The organism is Streptomyces sp. NPDC059371, from assembly GCF_042751995.1.
In the GTDB taxonomy this organism is placed as follows: Bacteria; Actinomycetota; Actinomycetes; order Streptomycetales; family Streptomycetaceae; genus Streptomyces.
On sequence record NZ_JBHYXD010000003.1, the window covers coordinates 61,565 to 67,820 of the forward strand.

The following is a 6,256-nucleotide window of genomic DNA, read 5'->3' on the forward strand; positions in this document are numbered from 1 at the left end:
CGCTTCAGGACCAGACGCCCGCCCGAACGACCACACCCCCGGGTACAAGAGCCGACAGGGGCGCCCCCGGTGTCCCTAGACCCGCTTGCCGTAGGAGAACAGTGCTGACTCGACCTGGTCGGGCAGGACGCCTCGGGCCCGCGCACTCTCGTGCACCATGGCCAGATAGCGGTCGTACTGGGCTGTGGTCCATCCGTTGTCCGGCCAGTCGGCCCCCACCACGCCCGCGGCCCTGAGGGCCCGTGACACGACGCTGTCCAGGATGACCGGACGGTGGTGCGCCGCAGCGCCCTCGTGCCCGGCGAAGTAGAGCACTTTGGTGAAGAACGCCGGTCCCAGGTAGGGGATGTGCTGGTCGTTGTTGAGGGCGCGGTAGGCAGCGACGGCACCGTGTTCCCGGAGCACAACGAGCGCCTCGTACAGTCGGGCGTCCAGGTCCGCGCGGGTGGAGTGCCGGAAGACGCGTGCGCTGCGCCGGACCGATCGCACCTTGGTTCCGTTCCCCCAGACAAGGGCGGCGACCAGCAGGTGGCGGCGGCCTTCCGCGGTGTCGGCCCGGCGGGCGAGCTCGAACACGGTCCGCCGGTCCACTTGAGGCCAACGGCCTGTCCGTGGGCACTCGTCGAGCGTGGCCGGCCACCACGTGGAGTCCGGGAGCTGAGAAGTCCAGCGGGCCCGGTCGAAAGGGATCGCCTGACCAAGGACCGCCTCACGGTCAGGAAGACAGGCGTCGTCGGGCAGTACAGGCACTCGTGCTCCTTGCTCGCACCCGAGGACGGGCGCATTGCCACGCGGTGAGCGGGACGTACTGGCGGGCAGCCGCTGAACGCTCCCCCGGTGTCAAGCCCGAGGGTGTGCCTGTGCAGCCCGCCCGATTCGACCCCAGCGCCCGACCACGACGCAACCGGGTTCCCCGCGCACGCCGTCCGTGAACAGAGCGTCGCCGTCCCTGCCGTCAGGGCATCGGCACGCCGGAGGCCCCGCCGGAGCGGGGCCTCCGCTACGCGGTCAGGCGCGATGACCGTGGACAGGGGTCCTCAGGTCACGTCGACGTAGTCGCCGGAGGAGTTGCTGGCACCAGTGGTGGTGTTGCCGCCGTAGCTCCAGCGCCAGGTGCCGTCCTGGGAGGCCGTCACAGTGGTCTTCAGGGAGCCGGTACTGCTCGCGGTCACCGTCTTGACGGTGGAGTAGGTGCTGGAGCCGGTGGGCTTGAACTGCAGCTTCACCAGTCGGCCGCCGTAGTTGTCGTAGCGGTGCCGACTCCAGTCGGCGTGCTGAACGGTGCCGGTGACGGTGATCGGCTTGCCCTTGGCGACCGGTTCCGGGGACGCGTTCGCGTTCTGGATGCGCGAGGCACGCTGCAGGCGGACCGTCGCGGAGAGGAGGTCGGTGTCGTAACCGCCGTTCTTCTTGATGCCCGTGCCGAGGGTCTTCCACACGGCGGCGTCGCTGTTGACGAGGTGGCCGCCGTTGCCGCCCGGCATGCCGTCCGGGTCGATCGTCATCGTCTCGTCGCAGTCGCGGAAGGTGTAGCCCCCCGCGGAGGACGTCCGGCAGCTCCACCGGGTCGTGGAGATCGCGAGCAGGTACTTGGTGGACCCGTTGCTGCGGTACGCCTCGGCCCACCAGCTGTCGAGCGACACGTTGCTCTTCACCGTGTACGTCAACGGGACCTCGACCTCGGCACTGGTACCGACGACGATGGGCTTGCCGTTGTTGATGACCACGTTCGAGAACGAGATGTCGTTCTCGGCGGCGTGCGCGGCCGGCGCCGTGAGCCCCAAGCCCACCAGCGCCGTCCCCCCGGCCATCGCGGCGGCGGCCACGCGCCGCACGGTCGGTCTGTGCCGCTGCATCGCGGCAGATCTTGCAGTGATCAATCCCCACCCCTGAGTCGAGAATCCGAGCGGCGGGTCGACTGCCCGCCGCCGGAACTCTAGATCATCAAGGGACCGCACCCGGCGCCGCTCCGCGCCGGTGGCAGGCACGCCGACCGAGCGCCCGCCCGTGCCGTCAACAGCCCATCTGACTCGAGGCCGGGCCGAACCGGTCCCGCAGTTCCCGCTTGAGGATCTTCCCGCTGGCGTTGCGCGGAAGCTCGTCCACGAACAGGACCCGCTTGGGTGCCTTGAAGTGGGGGAGCTTCTCGCGTGCGTGGGCGATCAGTTCGTCCTCGGTGACCTCACCCCGGGGGACGACGACCGCGGTGACGGCCTCGATCCAGCGCTCGTCGGGCAGCCCGACGACGGCGACCTCGGCGACCCCCTCATGGGTGTACAGGGCGTCCTCGACCTGGCGTGAAGCGACCAGGACGCCACCGGAGTTGATGACGTCCTTCACCCGGTCCACCACGGTGAAGTATCCGTGGGCGTCGCGCACGGCGAGGTCACCAGAGTGGAACCAGCCGTCGCGGAACGCCTCGGCGGTCTCCTCGGGCTTGTCCCAGTAGCCCTCGCACAACTGCGGTGAACGGTAGACGACTTCACCCGGTGTCCCGTCCGGCACGTCCTTGCCGTCCTCGTCGACGACCCGTGCGTCCACGAACAGCACCGGGGTTCCGCACGAGTCCATCCGGCCCTTGTGCTCGTCGGGTCCGAGGACGGTGGCGAGAGGACCGATCTCGCTCTGGCCGAAGCAGTTGTAGAAGGCCAGTTTCGGCAGCCGTTCGCGCAGCCGTTCCAGGACGGGGACCGGCATGATCGACGCTCCGTAGTACGCCTTGCGCAGGCCGCTCAGGTCGCGTTCGGCGAAGTCGGGACGGTTCGACAGCCCGATCCACACCGTGGGCGGGGCGAACAGGCTGTCCGCGCGGCCCGCCTCGATCAGGTCGAAGATCTGTCCGCCGTCCGGCGCGTCGAGGATCGTGTTCGAGGCGCCGATCGCGAGGTAGGGCAGCAGGAACACATGCATCTGCGCCGAGTGGTAGAGCGGCAGCGAGTGCACCGGCAGGTCCCCGGCGCTCAGATCGAGGGCGGTGATCGCGCTCAGGTACTCGTGCACCAGGGCGCGGTGCGTCATCATCGCGCCCTTGGGCAGCGCGGTGGTGCCCGAGGTGTAGAGGAGCTGCACGAGCGTGTCGCCGCGGGGCTCGTCACCGTCGTACGGGCGTGCCGCCTCCAGTCGTACGAGGAGCGCGTCGTCGGCGTCGCGCAGCGGCAGGGTCCGTACGCCCTCCGGAAGCCGGCCGGCGAGGTCGGGGTCGGTCAGGACCAGGGCGCATCCCGACTGGCCGACGATGTAGGCGAGGTCGTCACCGGTCAGGTTCTGGTTCACGGGCACATGGACGAGTCCCGCGCGTGCGCAGGCGAGGAAGCCGATCAGATAGGCGTCCGAGTTGTGGCCGTAGGCGCCCACGCGGTCCCCGGGGGCCAGCCCCTCGTCCAGGAGGACGGTCGCCGCGCGGGAGACGGCCTCGTCGAGTTCCGCGTACGTCCAGGAGCGCTCCCGGTAGTCGACGGCGCGCCGCGCCGGTGTGCGCCGGGCACTGCGCCGCAGCACCCCGTCAACCGTACTGCCGTGTCCAGGCGTCATGTCACGTGATCCTCGGTCCACGGGAGGGGGAGGTCAAGTCACCGCACGCGAGCCGGACGGAAGGCGGGCAGGAGCCGGACGGACACTCCGACGGCGCACTACCCGTTGGTACGCTCAACCGCCCCTTCCCTCAATGATGTTGGGAGGCACGATGCGCACCCGTAAAAGACGGTTACTCGTCACGGCCGTCGCTCTGTTGACCGCCGCGACCACGCTGCCCGCGGCCGCGGCCGAGCGGCACGCCGGACAGGAACATCCCTCGCACGGCGGCCTGTCGGCCGTGATCCGCTACACCGAGTACGGCATTCCGCACATCGTCGCCAAGGACTACGCGAACCTCGGCTTCGGCACCGGCTGGGCCCAGGCCGCCGACCAGGTGTGCACCCTGGCCGACGGGTTCGTGACCCTGCGCGGCGAGCGGTCCCGCTGGTTCGGGTCCGCCGCGGCACCGGACGGCTCGCTCTCCTCGGCGTCCACGAACCTCTCCAGCGACCTGTACTACCGCGGAGTGCGAGAGGCCGGCACGGTCGAGAAACTGCTCGCCGAGCCCGCGCCGCGGGGACCCAGCGTCGACGTCAAGGACCTGATGCGGGGCTGGGCGGCCGGTTACAACGCGTGGCTGGCGCAGAACCGCGTCACCGATCCGGCGTGCCGGGGAGCCGACTGGGTCCGCCCGGTGACCCAGGTGGACGTCGCCGCGCGCGGGTTCGCGCTGGCCGTGCTCGGCGGCCAGGTGCGCGGAGCCGACGGCATCACGGCCGCGCAGCCACCGACGACGGGGACGGCAGCGGGTACGGCGGCGACCTCCGGAACGGCGACGGCGGCAGGCACCGGTGAGCCCGACGTGAAGCGCACCGCCGCGGCCGCGCGCGAGTTGTTCGACACCGCCGACATGGGATCGAACGCGGTGGCCTTCAGCGGTGCCTCGACCGCGAACGGCCGTGGTCTGCTGCTCGGCAATCCGCACTATCCCTGGCAGGGCGGGCGCCGCTTCTGGCAGGTTCAGCAGACGATCCCCGGCAAGCTGAACGTCCAGGGCGGCGCCCTGCTCGGCACGGCGACGGTGTCCATCGGTCACACGGCCCGGATCGCCTGGAGCCACACCGTCGCGACGGGCGTCACACTCAATCTCCATCAGCTCACGCTCGATCCGGCCGATCCGACGGCGTATCTGGTGGACGGCAGGCCGGAGCGGATGACGCGGCGCAGCGTCACCGTCGACGTGCGGGACGGCACACCGGTGACGCGCACCCAGTGGTGGACCCGGTACGGCCCCGTCGTCACCTCCCTCGGCGCCCAGGTGCCGCTGCCGTGGACGGCCACGACGGCGTACGCGCTCAACGACCCGAACGCGGCCAATCTCCGTGCCCCGGACACCGCGCTGGGCTTCAGCAGGGCCCGTGACACGACGGGCGTCCTCGCGGCGCTCACACGGACCCAGGGCCTGCCGTGGGTGAACACGATCGCCTCCGATTCCGGCGGCCACACCCTCTTCACCCAGTCACAGGTGCTCCCGCGCATCACCGACGAGCTGGTCCAGCGCTGCTCGACGCCGCTGGGCCGGGCCCTGTACCCGTCGTCCGGGGTCGCCGTGCTGGACGGGTCGCGCGGCGACTGCGCCCTCGGCAGTGATCCCGACGCCGTGCAGCCCGGCATCTTCGGTCCGGCGAAGATGCCGGTGCTGAAGGACGCGCCGTACGCGGAGAACTCCAACGACAGTGCCTGGCTGGCCAATGCGGACCGGCCGCTGACCGGGTACGAGCGGGTGTTCGGCACGATCGGCACGCAACGCTCGATGCGTACGCGTGGCGCCGTCGAGGACGTGGCCTCGATGGCCGCGCGGGGGCGGCTGACCGTGCGCGATCTCCAGGCGCAGCAGTTCGCCGACCGGGTGCCCGCGGGTGATCTCGTGGCGGCCGACGCGGCGCGCGCCTGTGCCGCGCGGCCGGGCGGCACGGCGACGGGCTCCGACGGCAAAGCCGTCGACGTGAGCGGGGCGTGCGGTGTGCTGCGGGCCTGGGACCGTTCGATGGACACCGGAAGCCGGGGCGCGCTGCTCTTCGACCGCTTCTGGCGGAAGCTGACGGCCACGGTGCCGGCGGCGCGGCTCTGGAAGGTCCCGTTCTCGGCGGCCGATCCGGTCCGCACCCCGAACACCCTCGACACCTCCGTACCGGGCTTCGCGACGGCGCTGGCCGATACGGTGACGGAGCTGCGGGCAGCGGGAATCGCCCTCGACGCGCGGCTGAGCACCGGCCAGTTCGTCGTACGGAACGGCCGGCGCATCCCCGTACCGGGCGGCACGGAGTCCCTCGGGGTGTGGAACAAGGTGGAGATGCCGTGGAACCCGGCGGCCGGCGGCTACACGGAGGTCACGACGGGGTCCTCGTACATCCAGGCCGTCGGCTGGGACGGCGGCCGGTGTCCGGTCGCCCGCACCCTGCTGACGTACTCCCAGTCCTCGAATCCGAACTCGCCGCACTTCAGCGATCAGACGCGGCTGTTCTCGGGCGAGCGGTGGGTGACGTCCCGGTTCTGCGAGAAGGACATCCTGGCGTCGCCGGGGCTCCGGGTGGTCAGGGTGAGCGCCCACCGCTGACCTCGGGCGGTGGTTGACGGCGCGCGGTGCCCGGATCCGTTCCGGGCGCCGCCCTCGGCCGGGTCACAGAGTACGGGGGCGGCCATCCCCGTCGGGGGGGCGTAGCCGAAGAGTGTGCAGCTTTCG

At 71.1% G+C, this 6,256-nt stretch carries 4 protein-coding genes; 1 reads left to right on the forward strand and 3 read right to left on the reverse strand.

Translation table 11 applies throughout. From position 1 onward, the window contains the following. Positions 1–75: 75 nt before the first annotated feature. The 3 genes from ACFXGX_RS02710 to ACFXGX_RS02720 form a co-directional block, all read right to left on the reverse strand. On the reverse strand, positions 76–750 hold the full coding sequence (locus tag ACFXGX_RS02710) for a hypothetical protein (RefSeq protein ID WP_384783926.1): 675 nt from the start codon (positions 748–750) through the stop codon (positions 76–78). Between the two features lie 287 nt (positions 751–1,037). After that, on the reverse strand, positions 1,038–1,856 hold the full coding sequence (locus ACFXGX_RS02715) for a hypothetical protein (protein WP_384783928.1): 819 nt from the start codon (positions 1,854–1,856) through the stop codon (positions 1,038–1,040). Positions 1,857–2,013: 157 nt separating this feature from the next. Continuing rightward, the gene (locus ACFXGX_RS02720; protein WP_384783930.1) at positions 2,014–3,531 is read right to left on the reverse strand and encodes an acyl-CoA synthetase; all 1,518 of its coding nucleotides are present in this window, start codon (positions 3,529–3,531) and stop codon (positions 2,014–2,016) included. Between the two features lie 151 nt (positions 3,532–3,682). Here ACFXGX_RS02720 and ACFXGX_RS02725 point away from each other — a divergent pair, with 151 nt between their 5' ends. Beyond that, the gene (locus tag ACFXGX_RS02725; protein ID WP_384783932.1) at positions 3,683–6,130 is read left to right on the forward strand and encodes a penicillin acylase family protein; all 2,448 of its coding nucleotides are present in this window, start codon (positions 3,683–3,685) and stop codon (positions 6,128–6,130) included. The last annotated feature ends 126 nt before the right edge of the window (positions 6,131–6,256 follow it).

Coding starts and splice junctions, on each gene's coding strand:
- ACFXGX_RS02715 (WP_384783928.1), bottom strand. CDS start 1,856: ATGCAGCGGCACAGACCGACCGTGCGGCGCGTGGCCGCCGCCGCGATG.
- ACFXGX_RS02720 (WP_384783930.1), bottom strand. CDS start 3,531: ATGACGCCTGGACACGGCAGTACGGTTGACGGGGTGCTGCGGCGCAGT.
- ACFXGX_RS02725 (WP_384783932.1), top strand. CDS start 3,683: ATGCGCACCCGTAAAAGACGGTTACTCGTCACGGCCGTCGCTCTGTTG.